Source organism: Parasphingorhabdus sp. (assembly GCF_036964675.1).
GTDB lineage: Bacteria > Pseudomonadota > Alphaproteobacteria > Sphingomonadales > Sphingomonadaceae > Parasphingorhabdus.
On the sequence record NZ_JBALTF010000007.1, the window covers coordinates 7,923 to 26,160 of the forward strand.

Annotated in this window: 16 protein-coding genes and 1 tRNA gene; 9 read left to right on the plus strand and 8 right to left on the minus strand. The window is 58.1% G+C overall.

What is annotated here, in order from left to right; all coding sequences use genetic code 11:
• The 5 genes from thiE to tkt form a co-directional block, all read right to left on the minus strand.
• Window positions 1-551: thiamine phosphate synthase (gene thiE, locus V7665_RS02475; protein WP_335662989.1), on the minus strand; the 551-nt coding region annotated here is incomplete at its 3' end.
• Window positions 552-579: 28 nt separating this feature from the next.
• Window positions 580-1,467: a fructose bisphosphate aldolase gene (locus tag V7665_RS02480; RefSeq protein WP_335662953.1), complete on the minus strand. Its 888-nt coding sequence runs from the start codon at window positions 1,465-1,467 to the stop codon at window positions 580-582.
• 22 nt (window positions 1,468-1,489) lie between these two features.
• Window positions 1,490-2,695 carry a phosphoglycerate kinase gene (locus V7665_RS02485; protein WP_335662954.1) on the minus strand — a complete coding sequence of 402 codons (1,206 nt, stop codon included), beginning with the start codon at window positions 2,693-2,695 and terminating at the stop codon, window positions 1,490-1,492.
• 19 nt (window positions 2,696-2,714) lie between these two features.
• On the minus strand, window positions 2,715-3,722 hold the full coding sequence (gene gap / locus V7665_RS02490; protein WP_335662955.1) for a type I glyceraldehyde-3-phosphate dehydrogenase: 1,008 nt from the start codon (window positions 3,720-3,722) through the stop codon (window positions 2,715-2,717).
• 35 nt (window positions 3,723-3,757) lie between these two features.
• Window positions 3,758-5,725 (minus strand): transketolase, encoded by a 1,968-nt coding sequence (tkt, locus tag V7665_RS02495; RefSeq protein WP_335662956.1) that lies wholly within the window; start codon window positions 5,723-5,725, stop codon window positions 3,758-3,760.
• Between the two features lie 200 nt (window positions 5,726-5,925).
• Here tkt and V7665_RS02500 point away from each other — a divergent pair, with 200 nt between their 5' ends.
• From V7665_RS02500 to V7665_RS02515, 4 genes are all read left to right on the plus strand, one after another.
• The gene (locus V7665_RS02500) at window positions 5,926-6,114 is read left to right on the plus strand and encodes a hypothetical protein (protein ID WP_335662957.1); all 189 of its coding nucleotides are present in this window, start codon (window positions 5,926-5,928) and stop codon (window positions 6,112-6,114) included.
• Between the two features lies 1 nt (window position 6,115).
• Window positions 6,116-6,439, plus strand: coding sequence for a cell division protein ZapA (locus V7665_RS02505; RefSeq protein WP_335662958.1), 324 nt, complete (start codon window positions 6,116-6,118; stop codon window positions 6,437-6,439).
• Window positions 6,440-6,668: 229 nt separating this feature from the next.
• Window positions 6,669-7,253, plus strand: a complete 585-nt coding sequence (locus V7665_RS02510) for a 5-formyltetrahydrofolate cyclo-ligase (protein ID WP_335662959.1) — start codon at window positions 6,669-6,671, stop codon at window positions 7,251-7,253.
• On the plus strand, window positions 7,250-7,501 hold the full coding sequence (locus tag V7665_RS02515; RefSeq protein WP_335662960.1) for a DUF2842 domain-containing protein: 252 nt from the start codon (window positions 7,250-7,252) through the stop codon (window positions 7,499-7,501). Before V7665_RS02510 ends, V7665_RS02515 begins: the two co-directional genes overlap by 4 nt.
• Window positions 7,502-7,528: 27 nt before the next feature.
• Here V7665_RS02515 and V7665_RS02520 read toward each other — a convergent pair.
• Window positions 7,529-7,605 (minus strand) — tRNA-Asp (locus V7665_RS02520).
• Between the two features lie 400 nt (window positions 7,606-8,005).
• Between V7665_RS02520 and V7665_RS02525 the strand changes: the two genes are divergently transcribed.
• From V7665_RS02525 to V7665_RS02545, 5 genes are all read left to right on the plus strand, one after another.
• Window positions 8,006-9,004, plus strand: coding sequence for a hypothetical protein (locus V7665_RS02525; RefSeq protein ID WP_335662961.1), 999 nt, complete (start codon window positions 8,006-8,008; stop codon window positions 9,002-9,004).
• A 21-nt stretch (window positions 9,005-9,025) separates the two neighbouring features.
• Window positions 9,026-9,490, plus strand: a complete 465-nt coding sequence (locus V7665_RS02530; RefSeq protein ID WP_335662962.1) for a hypothetical protein — start codon at window positions 9,026-9,028, stop codon at window positions 9,488-9,490.
• Between the two features lie 62 nt (window positions 9,491-9,552).
• On the plus strand, window positions 9,553-9,984 hold the full coding sequence (locus V7665_RS02535) for a hypothetical protein (RefSeq protein WP_335662963.1): 432 nt from the start codon (window positions 9,553-9,555) through the stop codon (window positions 9,982-9,984).
• 43 nt (window positions 9,985-10,027) lie between these two features.
• Entirely contained in the window at window positions 10,028-10,663 is a 636-nt protein-coding gene (locus tag V7665_RS02540; RefSeq protein WP_335662964.1) for a hypothetical protein, read from the plus strand.
• 66 nt (window positions 10,664-10,729) lie between these two features.
• A complete protein-coding gene (locus tag V7665_RS02545; RefSeq protein ID WP_335662965.1) occupies window positions 10,730-15,838 on the plus strand; it encodes a hypothetical protein in 5,109 nt (1,702 codons plus the stop codon).
• A 582-nt stretch (window positions 15,839-16,420) separates the two neighbouring features.
• Here V7665_RS02545 and V7665_RS02550 read toward each other — a convergent pair.
• On the minus strand, window positions 16,421-17,734 hold the full coding sequence (locus V7665_RS02550) for a dihydrolipoamide acetyltransferase family protein (RefSeq protein ID WP_335662966.1): 1,314 nt from the start codon (window positions 17,732-17,734) through the stop codon (window positions 16,421-16,423).
• A partial coding sequence (locus V7665_RS02555) for a transketolase C-terminal domain-containing protein (RefSeq protein ID WP_335662967.1) occupies window positions 17,731-18,238 on the minus strand: 508 nt, incomplete at its 5' end. The genes V7665_RS02555 and V7665_RS02550, both read right to left, overlap by 4 nt.

An 18,238-nucleotide genomic window follows, 5' to 3' on the forward strand; every position in this document is an offset into this window, starting at 1 on the left:
CCGCATACCGCCAGAAAATCGGCTCCGGCGTCGATCAGCGGCTGGCAATTTTCCGGCGTGATTCCGCCAATCGCCACGCAGGGGATTTCCATCATCTCCGACCACCACCGGATCAGATCCAGCTCCGGCTTGTGATGGGTTTCCTTGGTAGTGGTGGGGAAAAACGCACCGAAGGCGACATAATTGGCGCCGCCCTCACCCGCTTCCATCGCCAGATGGCGACTGTCATGGCAGGTGATGCCGATCTGGACATCCTTGCCCAAAGCCAGGCGGGCATTTTTCAAATTTTCGTCGCTTTGCCCCAGATGCACGCCATCCGCGCCCAGTTGCTGGGCCAGCGCGATATCGTCATTGACGATGAACGCCACGTCAAATTCGTCGCAAATCGCTTTCAGCGGCTCGGCCAGCCGCACCGCTTCCTGCGGCTCGACATCCTTCACCCGAAATTGGAAGGCGGCAACCGGCCCCGCTGCCAGCGCTTCGCGCAGACGGTCGGGAAAGGAACCGCCGACGTCGAGCGGCGAAATCAGATATAGCTGGCAGGGTTGCATATCGCTCACTTCATCAACAATCCCTGCCTCAGGTAATCGAAGCGCGATAAATCTGGTCGATCGCGCCGCCAAGCACGGTATCAAATTCCTCGTCGCTCTGCGAAACCCGCAAATCCTGCAGCAAGCCGCGGCTGAAGCTGGCAATCATGCCTTCATTCTTGGCCAGCTGTTCGCAGGCATCTTCGGTGGAATAGCCGCCGGACAGGGCAACCAGCCGAACCACCTTGGGATGATCGATCAGCGGCTTGTAGAGATTGGGCTCGACCGGGATCGACAGTTTCAGCATCACCCGCTGATCATCGTCCAGCGCATCCAGCTGCTTGGTCAGTTCGCCGAGCAAGATCTTGTCGCATTCGGCGCGCTCGTCGCTCTTGATATTCACTTCCGGCTCGATGATCGGCATCAGTCCGTTGGCCAGGATCTGCTTGCCGAACGCGAATTGCTGTTCGACAATCGCCGCGATGCCTTTGGCATTGGCCTTGTTGATCACCGAGCGCATCTTGGTCCCGAACACACCTTTTGAAAGCGCCTGTTTGCACTGGGCATCCAGATCATCGATCGGTTTCATCAGCTGGACACCATTGACCTCATCCTCCAGCCCCTTGTCGACTTTCAGAAACGGCACGATGCCGCGATCCCACAGCGCTTCCGGCACCGGCTTGCCGCCAGCGTCACCATTCATGGTTTTCTCGAACAGGATCGCGCCGATCACCTTGCCATTGCCAAAGCTGGGCGAGGTGATGATGCGGCTGCGCATCTTGTGGATCAGCCCGAACATCTCGTCATCATTGGAAAACGAGTCTGCGCCGATACCATAGCCAGCCAGCGCCTTCGGCGTCGAGCCTCCGCTCTGGTCCAGCGCGGCGATAAAGCCCTGGCCATTTTCGATTTTGCTCAACATTTCACTATTCGCCATTTTTCGTTCCCTGATATATCCATTATTTTTGGTTAAGCGCTTCGACGCCGGGCAGAGGCTTGCCTTCCATCCATTCGAGAAAGGCACCTCCCGCGGTCGATACAAAGCTGAAATCATCGGCAACGCCGGCATGATTGAGCGCCGCGACCGTGTCGCCGCCGCCAGCCACCGAAAGCAGCTGGCCTTCCTTGGTCAGGGCAGCTGCGGTTCTGGCGAGCGCGACGGTGGCGCTATCGAACGGCGGTGTCTCAAAAGCACCCAGCGGACCATTCCAGACCAGCGTCTTGCAGGTCTTGAGCACATCGGACAGCGCTTCCACCGCAGCCGGCCCGATATCGAGGATCATTTCATCATCCGCCACTTCATGGACATTGACCGTCCGGGTCGGCGGATTGGCCCGAAATTCCTTGGCCACCACCACATCATAAGGCAGATGCACCGTGCAATCGGCCCGGTCGGCAGCCGCCAATATGTCATTGGCGGTATCGGCCAGTTCATGTTCGCACAGGGATTTGCCGACATTGACGCCGCGCGCTGCCAGAAAAGTATTGGCCATGCCGCCGCCGATGATCAGATGATCCACTTTTTCAACCATCTGCTGCAAGACATCGAGTTTGCTCGACACTTTCGCGCCACCGACAACCGCCGCCACCGGATGTTCCGGATTGCCCAGCGCCTTGTCGAGCGCGGTCAGCTCGCGTTCCATCGAACGACCGGCATAGCAAGGCAGTGCGTGCGCCAATCCGACGGTCGAAGCATGCGCCCGATGCGCCGCTGAAAAGGCATCATTCACGTAAATATCGCCCAGTTTCGCCATTTGCTCGACCAGCGCGCTGTCATTGCTTTCCTCGCCCGGATGAAAGCGGGTGTTTTCCAGCACGCAAATCGAACCATTCGGCAGTTTCAGCGTCTTTTCCGCCATGATCTGGCCAGCAGAATCTGGCAAAAAGGTCACTTCCCGGCCCAATATCCTGGCGAGCGCCGGGACAACCTGTTCCAGCGAAAACGCCGGCCTTGGCTCTCCCTTGGGCCGACCGAAATGGGCCAGGAGCAAGACTTTTGCGCCCTTGTCGGCCAATTCGGTGACGGTGGGAATCAGCGCCCGCAAGCGGGTGTCGTCGGTAACAACTCCGTCCGCCATCGGAACATTCAGATCCACGCGAACAAGGACGCGGCGCGATGTTATCTCACCAATATCGTCCAGTGTTTTAAAGTTGTTACCCGACATTACTCAGAGTCCTTCTGTCTTAAAGAAAGCTGGCCATGACCTTGGCGGTATCGATCATGCGGTTGGAAAAGCCCCATTCATTGTCATACCAGCTGACAACGCGGACCAGCTTGCCGTCCATCACCGTCGTTTCCAGACTGTCGACCGAGCTGCTCGCTGGCTGATGGTTGAAATCGCTGGAAACCAGCGGCTTGTCTTCATAGACCAGCACGCCCTTCATCGGGCCCTCTGCTGCGGCTTTCAGCGCGCCGTTGATTTCCTCGACCGTGGTATCGCGACCGGGTGTGAACACCAGATCAACCAGGCTGACATTGGGGGTCGGCACGCGGATCGATGAACCATCGAGCTTTCCGTTCAGCTCTGGCAGCACCAGGCCGACGGCGCGGGCTGCGCCCGTGGTTGTCGGGATCATGTTGACCGCACCGGCCCGGGCACGGCGCATGTCGCTGTGCATCTGGTCGAGGATCCGCTGGTCATTGGTATAGCTGTGGATCGTGGTCATGAAACCGCGCTCGATGCCAACCGTGTCGTTTAGAACCTTGGCCACCGGTGCCAGGCAGTTGGTTGTGCAGGACGCATTGGAAACAATGATATCCGATGACGTCAAGACGTCGTGATTAACGCCGAAGACAACCGTTTTCAGGTCACCCTTTGCCGGTGCCGAGATCAAGACGCGTTTTGCGCCGGCATCGATATGCGGTTGCGCCGCATCCTTGGACTGGAAGAAACCGGTGCACTCGAGCACGATGTCGATGCCCATGGCAGCATGCGGTAAATCGCCAGGGTTGCGTTCGGAGGTTACGGCAATTTTCTTGCCATTGACCATGATATGATCGCCGTGGGCTGTGACTTCGCCAGGAAAGCGGCCATGAACGCTGTCAAAGGCGAAAAGCAGCGCGTTGGACTCTGCATCGGCAAGATCGTTGATTGCGACCAGTTCGAAATCGTCATCATCGCGTTCCAAGATCGCACGGGCGACGAGGCGACCGATGCGGCCAAATCCATTAATTGCTACTTTTGTCATCAATTTTGCTCCTTTGAATTCAAACTTATCGGCATCGTTCAGCCAATTTTCGCTAATATTTGTGGGGTGATGGCATCCGCGGTCAGGCCGAAATGCGCGTAAAGATCGTCAATCGGCGCTGACGCCCCGAAACTGTCGATACCGAAACGCAGCCCGTCGAGACCCGTATATCTTTCCCAGCCAAAAGTCGTGCCTGCTTCGATCGAAACCCGCAATATGCCGTCACCGCCGAGCAGTTCATTGCGATATTCTGCGGATTGTCCGTCAAATAATTCGGTACATGGCATCGACACGACATCGGCGCCGGTTCCGGCAGCCTCCAGTTTAGCCGCGACCGCCATCGCCAGTGACACTTCCGAACCGGTCGCAATCAGCACCACGCGCTTGTCATTTTCTGCCGCTTTCGCACGATATCCACCTTTTTCACAAAGATTTGCACTGACGTCATCACGGAAGGGCGGAAGGCCCTGGCGAGTCAGTGCAAGGGTCGAGGGACCGTTGGAGCGTTTGATCGCGAGCGCCCAGCATTCTGCCGTTTCAATCGCATCAGCGGGCCGATAGACATGCATGTTGGGCATCAGACGCAGGCTTTGAATATGCTCGATCGGCTGATGGGTCGGCCCATCCTCGCCCAGTCCGATACTGTCATGGGTCATGACATAGATGACCCGGGCGTTCTGGATTGCCGAGAGCCGCATGGCACCGCGGCAATAATCGGTGAACACCAGGAATGTGCCGCCATAAGGAATGATGCCGCCGTGCAATGCCATCCCGTTCATCGCCGCCGCCATGCCGAATTCGCGGATGCCGTAATAGATATAACGCCCGGAATAATCATCTTTTGTCAAAGGCTTGGTAGAAGGAGTTTTGGTATTGTTTGAACCTGTGAGATCGGCGCTGCCACCGAGCATCTCCGGCAAAGCCTCGGTAATCGCGCCCAGCGCCATCTCGGAAGCCTTGCGAGTCGCCCATTTCGGCGGATCTTTGGCCAAGCTTTCCATATAGGTCTGCATCGCCTTGCCGTCCGGAAGCTCGCCCGCCATGCGGCGGCTGAACTCGGCGGCCTGCGTGTCGGCATCGAGCCGCGCATCCCACTCGGCCCGCGCAGCAGCACCCTTTTCGCCCAATTGACGCCATGACGCCAAAATATCATCCGGAATGACAAAAGGTTCTGAATCCCAGCCCAGAGCAGCGCGCGCGCCAGCAATTTCTTCATCGCCCAGCGGGGCGCCATGGGTTGCCGACGTGCCCTGTTTGGTCGGGGCACCGAAGCCAATGACGGTCTTGCAGGCGATCAGCGAAGGCCGTGGATCGGCCTCCGCTTCGCTGAGCGCCTTGCGGATATCGTCAAAATCATGGCCATCGCAGGAAACGACGTGCCAGCCGGAGGCACGATAGCGCGCCGGAATATCTTCACTTGTCGATAATTCCGTTCCACCGTCGATGGTTATTCCATTATCATCCCAAAGAACATTAAGTCTTCCCAGGCCCAGATGACCGGCCAGGCCAACCGCTTCATGGTTGATCCCTTCCATCAGACAGCCATCACCGGCGATGACCCAGGTTTTATGGTCGACCAGATTGTCACCAAACAGCGCATTCAGATGGCGCTCGGCCAGCGCCATGCCGACGGCAGTGGCGAACCCCTGCCCCAGCGGCCCGGTCGTCGTCTCCACGCCTTCCAGCTTGAAATTTTCCGGATGCCCGGCACAGGGCGAACTGAGCTGCCGAAAATTCTTGATATCCTGCATCGTCGGACGCGCATATCCGGTCAGGTGGAGCAAGGAATAGATCAGCATCGAACCATGACCGGCCGACAGAACGAACCGGTCGCGATCAGCCCATTTCGGTGCTTTCGGGTCATATTTCAGATAGTCGCTGAACAACACTGTGGCCACGTCCGCCATGCCCATCGGCATCCCCGGATGGCCGCTGTTGGCAGCTTGCACCGCGTCCATCGCAAGCGCTCTTATGGCGTTTGCCATGCTTTTTTCGGTAACGGTCATGACTGGTCTAATCCCCCGGATTGGCGAGTGTGAACACGCAACAAAATGCTGCGATTCGCTATTTTGCCTCCTCCTTTGATGATCCAGCAAGGCGGCGTCAAGGTTCGCTTTTCACTATCCAGTGTTTACGACACCGGAATAGATTGATAGCGACGAAAGACGGGAACTTACCTGTTGGAAACAAGCTATGGAAAATGCTCATGGACAATGAACGTGTCATCCTTGCCATCGGCCGCCTTGAACGCGCGCTAAGTCGTATAGAATCGGCCAAGAGCACAATGAAGGCCGATGTCGACCAGACATTAGAGGCGCGCCACGAGGCGCTGAAAGAGGAAATGAAACAGGCAATCCGGACGATCGACGGATTGATCGAGCGACAGGAGCACTGACATGGCGCAAATGAAACTGGAAATTGGCGGCCGCTCCTTCATGGTAACCTGTCAGGACGGCGAAGAAGAGCATCTGACCAGACTGGCTGCGATGGTCGACGGGAAAGCACGGGAATCCGGGGATCCGGCCGGGTTGAACGAAAGCCGTATGTTGCTGTTCACGTCGCTGCTGCTGGCGGACGAGCTGCACAGCGCCCAATCCGCTATGGCCGAGCCAGCTGCGGCCAGCGCCCCCGCGAAACCCGATCCGATGGACGAACAGGCGATTGCGGCCCTGGAAAAACTGGCAGATCGTGCAGAGCAACTGGCAAACAGTCTTGAGTAACGCCCCCATCGCGCCTAGATAGGGTGCGACGGGTACTGTCTGGCACGAGCTTGATACGAACATCCCTGAGGCGATATAACTTCCTAGGGAGCTGTCCCTGCCCGGATTGCGGACTGTTTTGCAGTCGGGTCCGACGCATATGGCGCCCACCTGACGTAATAGGCGTCAGAGGATTTTCCGGCCAACGACCAAGATGGTCCCGTCACTTTTCTACAGAAAGAATAATTATTTGAGTAGTTTAAAAGATAAAAAGAACAAACTACGCGAAGAATATCGAAGGCGGCGGGATGCGTTTCATCGCCAGTTGGATATGGCCACCCGCGGCCTGGCTTTCCGGCGTCCGCCCACTCCTCTGGCAAAGCTGATCGAGCAGAGCGACGTCATCGCGCTCTACAGTGCGATCGGATCAGAGGCTCCGACTGCCAGGCTGGCAGAATATCTCGCCGAAATCGGCAAAACCATCGCATATCCTGTAGTTGTCGGGAATTCCCCGCTGGAATTTCGCAAGGTCAATAATATTGATCTGCTCGAAGCCGGATTCCGGAATATCTCCGAACCCAATGCCCATTGCCCGGCGGTTACGCCAGACGTGATAATCGCCCCGATGATTGTCTTTGATCGCTCGATGCGCCGGCTCGGACAAGGCGGCGGATATTATGACCGGACTTTTGAAAAATACCCGGAGGCGATCCGGATCGGCCTTGCCTGGTCGGTGCAGGAGACCGATGCCGTCCCGGTGCAGCCCCACGACATCCCACTGCATATGATCGTCACCGAATCTGAAATAATTCAAAAAGTTGATATGAATTCATGACCGAGAAACCAGACCATAAGGCCCCTCATAATCCACCCAGCCCAGCCAATTGGCGTCAACCATTTGGCATGATTCTGATTATGGTTCTGATTCTGCTGTGGTGCGGGATTGTTGCCAGCATGTTCGACTGGATCAGCGAGCTGAACTTCTGGCTGCAGCTGCCGATTTTCATATTTGCCGGGATAATCTGGATATTTCCACTTAAACCGCTGCTGATCTGGATGAATACCGGAAGCTTCCGGTCCTGAAGCGCCATTCCCCTGTTTTTAGGGAAATGGCGCGAGTGACGAGACTTGAACTCGCGACCTCCGGCGTGACAGGCCGGCGCTCTAACCAACTGAGCTACACCCGCATATGCACCTGCATGGGCGGTGAAGCAGCGCAAGTATAAGAGCGCTGCATCCCTGTCAACTACACTCTTTCGATTATCCCAGATATTTCCGATCATGGCTCCATTGACCATCATTTTCAGCCCTTTCAGATCAGGGCGAAAGCGACGGCTTCCAACATGCGCCAAACCTTCAATGGACGGCCAGAGTTACCAATTGTTACATGTCATCAAGGTAAACAGCGGGTTAACCACCGCGAAACGACTGCCCAATAAACTTAAATAAATGGCTGTTTTTCAACTTTTTTGGCAGTTTTAATACCTATGCCATCATTTATTTTCCGTTTACCAAATATTTTGCTTTCCTTGTCATATGACCGGCATGGATTATGCCCAAACACAGGATTTCGGATGTCGGCCGCATTTGCGTGCCACGCCTGCCGTCGGCCGCCGGCTGGCGCTGGCGCTTGGCGCCGCTTCCCTGATTCTGCCATCAACTGCAGTCCAGGCAGCGGGCACATTGGCGGGAACCGACATCGTCAATGTCGCCAAGGCCACCTATGACGCGCCCGGCGGCGGGACACCGGTCACGATTGATTCCAATATAGTCAGCATCAAGGTCGACGAGTTGCTGGATGTCACAGTCGTTTCGAGCGATCCGGGTGACGTGACCGTTGCCCCCGGATGGACCGGACAGGTGATGACCTACCAGCTCACCAATAGCGGCAACGGTTCGGAAGCCTTCACGCTATCGGCCGATACGGCAAAGCCCGGTGATGAATTTGATACGACGTTTGAAATCGGCATTCTCGATAGCAACGACAACGGCGTCTATGATCCGGGCGTCGATACCATTTACACGCCCGGCACCAATGATCCGGTGCTGGCGCCCGATGAAAGCATCACGGTTTTCATCGTCTCGGCGATTCCCGCATCCGCTGCTGATGCCGAGCGCGCCGAAATTGAACTTTCTGCGGCAGCCAATACTGGCAACGGCACGCCCGGCACCATATTCGCCGGACAGGGCGATGGCGGCGGTGATGCGGTCATCGGATCAACCGGTGCGCGAGACGCCGGTAGCGGCTTTTTCCGGGTGCAGGCGTCTGATGTCAATTTGGTCAAAAGCGCAACCATCATCGATCCGTTCGGCGGTGCAGAGCCGGTGCCAGGCGCGGTCATTGTCTATCAGCTGGTCGCGACAACGGTCGGCACCGCTGATCTGGCCAATCTGGCGATCAGCGATGATGTGCCTGCGGACACAACCTACAAGCCGGACAGCATCACGCTCGAAGGCGCACCACTGAGCGATGCCGCGAACGACGGTGATGCCGGCTCCTTTGACGGCGGTTCGATCGCCGTGCCCCTGGGCACGGTGCCGGGCGGACAAACGCGCACCATCACCTTTCAAGTCACCATCGACTGATCGCAATCGGGGCATAGCAACATGATAAAAAGATTTTTCATCGCGATAGCGCTGACCCTGCCGGGTACGGCCATGGCGGCCAATAATGTTGCCCTGTCGAGCGATGTCTACATCGAACGCAAGGTCGCCAGGCCGAACGGCACCACCGCGCTGGTGCTGGAGCAGCCGAAGACGGTCACACCCGGCGACAAGCTTGTGTTCGTCGTCCAATATAAAAATGTCGGCAGCGCGCCGGCTACCGATTTCTCAGTCACCAACCCGCTGCCCAAGGCGGTGGCGTTCAATGGAACGTCTGATGGCACCGAAATTGTCTCCGTTGACGGAGGCAAAAGCTGGGGACCGCTTGCAGCCCTCACTTACCTGAGCGGAAATGGCGACGTTCGCCCCGCTCTGATGGCCGATGTAACCCATGTGAAATGGAAATTTAATCGTTCCCTTTCCGCAGGTTCGGGAGGGAAATTGATTTTTCGCGGCACTGTGAAGTGACCGCAACCGTAACGGATCGCCGCGGGGTTTGGCGATCCAAATAAGTGAAACAGGAGTCAGTTATGACCAGTATACTGAAACTTCTCGTTGCCACTAGTACCATTTCTGTAGCGGCGCTGGGTGCAAACCCGGCGTTCGCTGCAGATTTGGGCACTGATGCCGGCACGAGCATTACCAACAACGTAAGCGTAGCCTATAATGTCGGGGGGACCGCCCAGACAGCGGAAACCGACAGCGATATATTTGTCGTTGACCGTGAAGTGAATCTTGTCATTGCCAAAAGCGACGCCGTCAATAGTTCGGTCGCACCAAATGCGACCCAGCAGGCGGTGACCTACACGGTCAGCAACCAGACCAATGACACGATCGACGTTCTGCTGACCTCCCAGCAACCCGGAACCGACGATTTCGACGTGTCCGGCACAATCACCTATTATCTCGACAATGGCTCGACCGCCGGCGTGTTTGACGCGGGCGATACATTGATCACCTAATATCGACAACCTGGCGGAAGACACCAGTATCACGGTGCACGCAGTGGCCAATATTCCCAATGGTGTCGTCACCGGCGATCTGGCTGATATCATCCTGATCGGCCAAGCCGCTGGCCATGGCGGCAGCGGCCTTCCGGTCACCGGCATCAGCGTAAAGGGCTCCGCCTTTACCGACGACTCGGGCGATGCCGACGATCCGACACTGGTGCAGAATGTATTTGCAGATGCTGCCGGTACCGGAAGCTCCGATGGTGCTGCTGACGGTTATCACAGTGCTACGGACACATATGAAGTGGCTGCCGCAGATATTTCGGTATCCAAAACCAGCACAATATTGTGGGATCCGATCAACGGAACCACCAATCCGAAAGCCATACCAGGCGCGATTGTCGAATATTGCATCGCCGTCGCCAATGCTTCCGGTGGGGCCAACGCAACGGGAGTCGCTATTTCGGATACGATTCCGGCCAATCTGACCTATTATGGTAGCCTGGCCACCGGACCGGCGACCGTCCCGGCGGTCATCGGCGTGGTTACCGAAGGCACCGTGACCGGAGCCACCTGCAACGCAGATGGCAGTGGCACCGGTGCTCAGGCAGGGGGCGTTGTTTCCGGCAATCTCGGCACCGTGGCGTCGGGCGACACCGAAACCCTCATCTTCCGCGTAACGGTAGACTAGGCGCTCTGGAATTTGGCGGCAAACCGGCATTTTTACCGGTTTGCCGCCTGAATTCCGGCTTTAGCTGTGGGGTTTCTCACCAATTTTTTCAGGCCACTCGGCCTGACCCTTGCTGCATGCGCGCTAACCGCGCCTGCCGCACCGGCACTCGCTCAGCCCGCGTTTGCCGACGAACAGCCGCAAGATCATCCGCTGATTAGCAATATTGCGCAGGCAGAATGGGATATCGGCAACCGGCGGTTGCAGATATCTTCCAATCGCATCGACATTCAGGTCGTCGCTCCGCCGATGCAGCCGCTCGACGTCACCATTTTCCACTTCGCCGACCCGCCCGGGGCCGAACAGCTTCCGATCGCGAACACGATGTGCCGGGGTTTGCAGACTGACATGCCGATCAGGCTTGTCGGCGCGTTTGCCGGGACCCCGACAAATCCGGCCTCGGTCATGCAAACCGAACATATAAGGGCTGGTGAACCGCTGATAATCTCGATTCTGGCCCCGGACAGCAATCTCAATCCACTGGCAATCGACAGCTTTGATATCGTGATCACGACGCCCACCAGCGATCGGGAGCAGATTAATATTGTTGAAACGGCGCCCAATAGCGGCCGGTTTGTCGGCATCATCAACACGGCTGCGGTGCCGCCCGCCCCTATGCAGGGGGACTGTATATTGGCGGTAAAACGCGGCGAATCTTTTGACATCACCATCCATGAATTGGGCGGCATGGCCGTCGGGACCGCACAAGTCGCAATCCTGGTCGATCCGTTCGGCGAAATTTTCGATAGCGAAGACGGAACGCTGGTTGCCGGAACGCGCGTAACCTTGATCAACGCGGCGACCGGCCTGCCGGCCGAGGTATTCGGCGACGACGGTGTATCCATCTACCCCAGCACGGTGATCGCAGGCAGCAGCGTGACCGACAGCGCTGGAACCGTCTATGATTTGCGAGACGGCTTCTATCGTTTTCCCTTCGCACGTGCGGGCGAATACCGCCTGCTCGTTGAGCCCCCGCAGCCCTATAGTTTCGCGTCAGCAGCAACGCCCCAACAATTATCCGGCTTGCGGCGGTCGGACGGGCTTCCCTTCACCATTGTCGACGGATCTTACGGCGGCATCATCATATTGAATGACCCGGCGCCGGTGCGAGTGGACGTGCCGCTGGACCGGCCCGGTGCGCCGCTGGCAATCACAAAAGCGGCATCCACGGCACAAGCGGCCCCTGGAGACGCCGTGCAATATCGCATAACGGTTCAAAATACCGATCCGGTTCGCAATAGCGGCCAGATCACAATTTCCGATCAGCTGCCCGGCGCCATGCGGCTGAGAACCGGCACGGTCCGCTACAATGGGGAATTGATAACGCCCTCTGTCGAGGCCAATGGACGCGATTTCACCGTTGAGGCGCCGCCCCTGCCCCCGACGGGCAGCGCTTTGCTGACCTATATTGCCGAAGTGCGCCAGGATGCACAGCCGGGAGACGCGCTGAACCTTGCTTCGGCCCGCGACAACCGCGGCGCGACGAGTCCAACGGTTGATGCGATCGTCAGCATTATTCGCGACGGGATCTCCGAACGATTCACGCTTGTCGGCCGGATCACCGACGGCGGATGCAGTAGCGATCCCCGCAAAGCCAAAGGAATTGGCGATGTTCGCGTGATGCTGCAAGACGGAACCTATACCGTCACCGACAGCGACGGCCGCTATCATTTCGAGGGACTCCGTCCCGGCCTGCATGTGGTTCAGGTCGATCCATCAAGCTTTCCTGCCGATCTGGCTCCGGTCGATTGCGCGCACAATACGCGCAGCGCCGGCAGCAACATCTCACGCTTTGTCGAAGGCCATGGTGGTGCGCTGAAACGCGCTGATTTCCGTGCCAAAACGGTCGAACCCAGAGACATGAAAACGTCTGAAAACTACGATAAACCGGCAATCCTGTCCGATCCGGAAGCGGCTGGCGCTGGCCGCGATTGGCTCATTGGCGAGCAGCCGGGCATCGCCTGGCTGTTCCCGGCGGAAGATCATAATCCGCGCGTCAAGGCGCTGCGCGTCGCCATCAAGCATCTGGCTGGCCAGACCGTCGAGCTGACGGTCAATGGCAAGCCGGTCAATCCCCTCGCCTTTGACGGCAGCAAGAAAAGCGCCGACGGCAACATCCGGGTCAGCACCTGGCGCGGCATCGAGATTGAGGATCGCACCAATATCTTTGTCGCGCGGGTTGTCGATCGCGACGGAAAACTGGTTCAGCAACTGGAACGGAAAGTCCATTATGCCGGCAGTCCGCTCAATGCCGAATTGCTCAAGGACCGGTCCATACTCGTCGCCGATGGCGTCACCCGCCCGATGATTGCCGTGCGACTGACGGACCGGGACGGCAAACCGGCGCGGCATGGCATGGTTGGCGACTTTGCTGTTCCAGCGCCTTATGCGCCCGCCATTGAAATCGACGCCCAGCAGGCCAATCAGCTCGCCGGTCTGGAACGCGGCGCCCCGGTGTGGCGAGTCGAAGGCGAAGAGGGCATCGCCTATATCGAACTGGCGCCGACCACCGCTTCCGGTTCGCTCAGCATCTCCTTCCCGTTCCGCGATGGCGAAGTCGAACGGACCCAGCGCATCGCGACCTGGCTCGATCCCGGCGACCGGCCCTGGACCGTGGTCGGTTTCGCCGCCGGCACGCTTGGCTTCAATACGCTCGACGACCGGCTTGAGGATCTGGTTGACGATGATGACAATATCAACGTCGATGGCCGCATAGCACTGTACGCCAAGGGCCGGGTCACCGGAAAATGGCTGATGACATTGGCCTATGACAGCGACAAGCAGGAAGATGAAACCCGTTTTCAGGGCGTCATCGATCCGCGCCGCTATTATACCGTTTATGCCGACCGCAGCGAACAACGCTATGACGCGGCATCGGTGCGCCGCCTCTATCTGAAGCTGGAAAGGCCGCAATTTTACGCGCTGTTCGGCGATTATGAAACCGGCATCGACGAGCCCGAACTCGCCCGTTACCAGCGTGCATTCAACGGTATCAAGGCCGAATATCGCAGCGATCAGGTCCATCTCAAGGCTTTCGGTGCCGATTCCCCCAATCGTTTCCGCCGCGAGGAAATCCAGGGCAATGGCCTTTCCGGTCCTTATGCTCTCTCCACCCGCGATATCCTCGCCAACAGCGAACGGATCACCCTGGAAATACGCGACCGCTTCCGTTCCGACCGGATCGTCGAACGGCGTGAACTGACCCGGCATATCGATTATGACATCGACTATCTCGCCGGCAGCCTGCGCTTCCGCGAACCGATCCTGAGCCGCAGCAGCGGGCTCGATCCGCAATTCATCATCGCCGAATATGAGACGTTGGGCGTCGGCGACCGCAATCTCAACGCCGGTGGCCGCGCCACCTATCAAAGCGCCGACGAAAAAATGAAAATCGGCGCCACCGCCGTGCATGACGAGAATGAGAGCGTGAAAACCGATCTGCTCGGCGTCGACATTCGCTATCGGCCGGACCTCAAGACCGAATTGCGGGCAGAACTTGCTCGTACCGACAACGAGGCAAAAGCCGTCACGACCAGCGACAACGGCCAGGCGGCAACCGCCTGGCTGGTCGAAGCCGAACATCACGGGTCAAAGGTCGACATTCTTGCCTATGTCCGGCGTCAGGCATCCGGCTATGGGCTGGGACAGCTGAACGCAGCAGAAAGCGGCACCCGCAAATTCGGTATTGATGGCCGGGTTCGCATCCGTGACAATCTTTCGCTGGCCGTCACCAGCTATCAGGAAAATTTCCTGGCGACGGATGCGCGTCGCCGGGCAGGAACCGCAGAACTGGAATATCGCACGGACGGAACTTCGTTCCGCGCCGGCATGGTCTATGCCAATGACCGGCTCTCCAACGGCACCGTGAACGAGTCCAGGCTCGTCCGGCTCGGCGCAACCCAGCGGCTGTTTGACGACAAGCTGGAACTGGATGCGCAAACCGAATTTGCGCTGGGCGGTCAGGACGAAAGCATTGACTTCCCTGCCCGGCACAGCTTCTCGGCGCGCTATGCCGTGACCGAGGACATCAAGGTCATCGGAACCTACGAGATTGCCGATGGCGAGAATATTGATGCCCGCACCGCCCGCATCGGCGTGGATGTCACGCCGTGGAGCGGCGCGCGCATTGTCAGCAGCATGAACCAGCAGGAAATTACCGAATATGGTCCGCGCAGCTATGCCGCTTATGGTCTGACCCAGACCATTCCGATCGGCGACAAGTGGACCGTCGATGTCTCGCTCGATGGCAATGAAACCATCAGCGGATTTGATCGCAGCGATGTGATCAATGACCAGCAGCCGGTCGCGTCGGGCGGATTTCTGGGCAATGACGCAACCCTGACCGAGGATTTTCTCGCGGTCACCGCCGGTGCCACCTATCGCAACGCCGACTGGAGCTGGACCAGCCGGGCAGAATATCGCGATGGCGATATCAGCACCCGCTATGGGCTGACGACGGCGCTGCTCAAGCAGATCGGCGAAGGCAGCGCGCTCGGCGCCCTCGCCAGCATATTTGTCGCCAAGGACGAAAGCGGCGTCAGCACGCGGGTGATCGAAGCCGAAGCCAGCTGGGCGCACCGCCCTGCGGACAGCCAGTGGTCCTGGCTGCAAAAGCTGGAATTCCGCGAAGATCGCGTCCGCAATGCCGTCGCTGGCACATCCGGCCCGATCGGCGGCGCGCCGCTGCTCGTCAATGGCGATGTCACGTCGCGCCGGATCATCAACAGTCTCAGCATCAACTATACGCCGATTGACGCGGTTGACGGCCTGTTCACCGAGGCTGGCGAATATAGTCTGTTCTGGGGGAGCCGCTATGTGTTCGACCGCTTCGGTCCGGATGATGTCGAAGGCTGGAGCAATGTGGTCGGTGCCGACGTCAAGTTCGACCTCTCCGACACGATCGATGTCGGCGGCCAGGCTACCGCACGGATCGGCAATGATTTTGACAGCATCGCCTATTCGGGCGGGCCGAGCGTCGGCATCACGCCGTTCAAAAATGGCTATATCTCGATCGGCTATAATATCTTCGGCTTTGCTGACCGCGACTTTGCAGAAAGCCGCTACACCCGCGACGGGCCGTTCATCACTTTCCGCCTGAAATTCGACCAGGAAAGTCTGGGGAGCCTTGGGCTCTAAAGGTCCGGAGCGCATCCCGACTCCTTCTCCCGTGAGGGAGAAGGATGCGAAGACTTGGCAGCTTGCCTGCCTAGTCGTAGCTGGATGAGGGCGTTCTGCGCTCCGGAGGACAGAACACCCTCATCCAACGCCGCCTAATCGCTAAAGCGATAAGGCTCTGTATCCTTCTCCCTCACGGGAGAAGGGAGAATGAAGCCGCCCTTGGAAAACCTCAGGAAGAGCGATGCAACTCATCGCGACCCAGTACCAAAATCCTCCCCGGCACGGGGAGGGGGACCGCGCGCAGCGTGGTGGAGGGGGCGTCCGTCGGAGCGCAGCGCCTAGACCAGAGCCCCCTCCGTCAGCCCTGCGGGATGCCACCTCCCCGCAAGCGGGGAGGATCAATTCCTCCTCGAACCACGCTTCTTGGTCGAGAGAAACCATCCCCCGTCATTGCGAGCGCAGCGTGGCAATCCAGGGCGGCAAGCGCTGACGATTGGGGCAAGACGCTCTGGATTGCCGCGGCGCTACGCGCCTCGCAATGACGGCAATGCCCGTTAGCCGTGAGCCTGTCGAACCACGCCTTTCGAAACCTCCGACTCTTCAATCGGCGAACAGCAAGACCGGCGTCTCGAGGAAATGCTTGAGCGCCTGCACATAGCTCGCCGCATCATAGCCATCGACCACCCGGTGATCGCAGGAGATCGACAGGTTCATCAGCTTGCGCGCCTGAATTTCGCCGTCGATGATCATTGGCCGTTCGACAATCTTGTTCGGCCCGATGATCGCCACTTCGGGACGGTTGATCACCGGCGTTGTCGCGATCCCGCCCAATGGGCCAAGCGAGGTCAGAGTCAGCGTCGATCCAGACAATTCTGCGGGTTTCGCGGAGCCGTTGCGGGCTGCTGCTGCCAACCGGCCGATTTCCGTCGCCAATTGCCAGACATTCAGATCCTGCGCGTCGCGCAGCACCGGCACCATAAGCCCTTGTGCGGTCTGCGTTGCCATGCCGAGATGAACAGAGCCGTGCCGCGTGACAATGCCGGCTTCGTCGTCATAAATGGCGTTGAGCATCGGATATTGCGGTAGTGACTTGCAGATCGCGACAATCAGCAGTGGCAACATCGTAAGCTTGGGCCGATCGCCACGATTTTCATTCAGATCGGCGCGCATGTCCTCCAGTTCGGTCATGTCGATTTCGTCAACATAGGAGAAATGCGGAATATTCCGTTTCGATTCGGCCATGTTCTGGGCGATTTTGCGCCGCATTCCGATAACTTTTATCACTTCATCGTCACGTTTTTGCGAGGTTCCGGACGGGCGATAGCCCTGCCCCGATCCGTAGTTCAGATAGGCATCGAGATCGCTGTGCCGGATATGGTCGCCCTGCGCTTTGACCTCGCTGAGATCGACACCCAGATCGGCGGCGCGCTTGCGAACCGCCGGCGTCGCCAGCGGTTTCGGCATGCCATCGCCTGATGGCTTGACGTCAGTTTCAACCGCCTGTGGCACCGAAGCCTCTTCAGACTTTTTCTGAACTGCTGGCCCTGCCGTATCTGCGTCTATTTTTTCTTTTATTTCAATGTCTTGATCTGATTCCACGTCATCAGCTTCAGCTTTATCAGCGCTGTCTGAATCCTTGCCGGATGCTTCCAGTTCTTCCAGATCGACATCACCGGCAACCTCGATCTCGACCAGCATCGAGCCGATCGCGATAATATCCCCTTCTTCACCGGCAATGGCAATGATCTTGCCCGAAACCGGTGCTTCCATCTCGACCGTCGCCTTGTCGGTCATCACATCGGCCAGCTGGTCGTCTTCCGCGACAACATCACCAACTTTAACATGCCATTTGACAATTTCCGCCTCGGCAATGCCTTCACCAATGTCAGGCAGGTTGAATTTATATGTGCTCATGATTTCAAATCCCCGACAATTTTTTCCAGCGCTTCCCCGATCCGTACCGGTCCCGGGAAATAGGCCCATTCCAGGCTGTGCGGATAGGGTGTGTCAAATCCGGTAACCCGTTCAATCGGTGCCTCGAGATGATAGAAACAGCGTTCCTGCACCAGCGCCGACAGCTCGGCACCAAAGCCGCTGGTCCGCGTCGCTTCATGCACGATCAGGCAGCGGCCGGTTTTCCTGACCGACTCCTCGATCGTCTCGATATCGAGCGGCACCAGAGTGCGCAGATCGATGACCTCGGCATTGATGCCATGTTCTTCGACCACCGCCTTGGCGACATGGACCATCGTGCCATAGGCAAGCACCGTCACCGCATCGCCCTCGCGGACAATCTTCGCCTTGCCCAGCGGCACGGTATAATGGCCCTCGGGGACTTCGGATTCGGCAAATTTCGACCAGGGCGACACCGGATTGTCATAATAGCCGGTGAACGGACCATTGTAGATTCGCTTGGGT